The organism is Aestuariimicrobium sp. p3-SID1156, from assembly GCF_025144225.1.
Taxonomy (GTDB): domain Bacteria; phylum Actinomycetota; class Actinomycetes; order Propionibacteriales; family Propionibacteriaceae; genus Aestuariimicrobium.
Window position 1 is genome coordinate 1 of the sequence record NZ_JALXXB010000025.1, and the last position, 1,102, is coordinate 1,102.

The 1,102-nt window shown below is 66.6% G+C and carries 1 protein-coding gene; it reads right to left on the reverse strand.

Annotated elements, in window-relative coordinates:
* The coding region (locus tag M3G03_RS12755) for an IS481 family transposase (RefSeq protein WP_259810505.1) at nucleotides 1-1,026 on the reverse strand (1,026 nt) is incomplete at its 3' end.
* Nucleotides 1,027-1,102: the final 76 nt, after the last annotated feature.

Here is a 1,102-nt window from a genome sequence, read left to right on the forward strand (position 1 = left end):
TGCTCGCCCGACCCCGAGGTGGTGCATCTTGCCGCCGCGGCGCAAGCTGACGTGCCCGGCGGCATCGACGATGTCGCGGCGGACCCGGTAGTGGGGGTGCTGGGGCAGGGTGGGGTCGGGAACCGCCTTCGGGGTCGCGGTGTAGGCGTGGGCGGGGGTCTTGTTGCCGATGGCCTTGTGGGGACGCAGGTGGTTGTAGACCTCGGCGAAACGATCAAGCTGGACCTGCAACTGCGCGATGTCCTGGGGTGGGGGTTGGGCCGCGAGCCAGCGCTTGAGGGTTTGGTGGAAACGTTCGATCTTTCCCTGGGTCTGGGGGTGGCCGGGGCGGCCGTTCTTCTGCACGATGTGGTGGCGCTGCAGCAGGTATTCGAAGGCGTTGCGGCCCCCGGTGAAGCGGCTGGTGTAGATCGAGCCGTTGTCGGTCAGGGTGGAGGCGGGCAGGCCATGGAGTTGGGCCAGGCGGGTGAAGTCGGTGACCACGTCATGACCGCCGACCCGGTGGTGGGCGGTGCAGCCCAGCAGGTAGCGGGAATGGTCATCCAACCAGCTCAGGATCTCGGTGTCGGTGCCATCGGCCAGGGGCCAGTGGGTGACATCGGATTGCCAGCACTGGTTGGGTTGGTCGGCCTCGAACCGGCGCAGGCTGCTGTGGGGACGCTTTCTGGGTTCAGGGGTGACCAGGCCGGCGTCGGTGAGGACCCGGCGGATTGTCGAGGTCGAGGGTGGAGCAGGGTGTCCTTCGAGTGCGAGCCGGTCGCGGATGCTGGCCGGGCCGTGGTCCAGCCCGGCTGCGCCGAGTTCGGCGCGTAGCTCGATGATGCGCCGGCGCACTGCTTGTGGGGTTGCCCGGGAGTTGGTGTGGGGGCGTTTGGAGCGTGGTTCGACCGCCTCGATACCGCCCTGCTCGTAGCGCTGGACCAGGGTGTGGACCCAGCGCCAGGTCACCTTGAACTTGCGTGCCGTTTCAGCTTTGGACAGGCCCTGCTCGATGACCGACAGCACGATGACACGTTCCCTGGACATGCACCATCGTGGAACCTCGGCGGATATGAACGATGTCTCGACTCATCCGATGTGAACGATGTCATGAACCAGCACA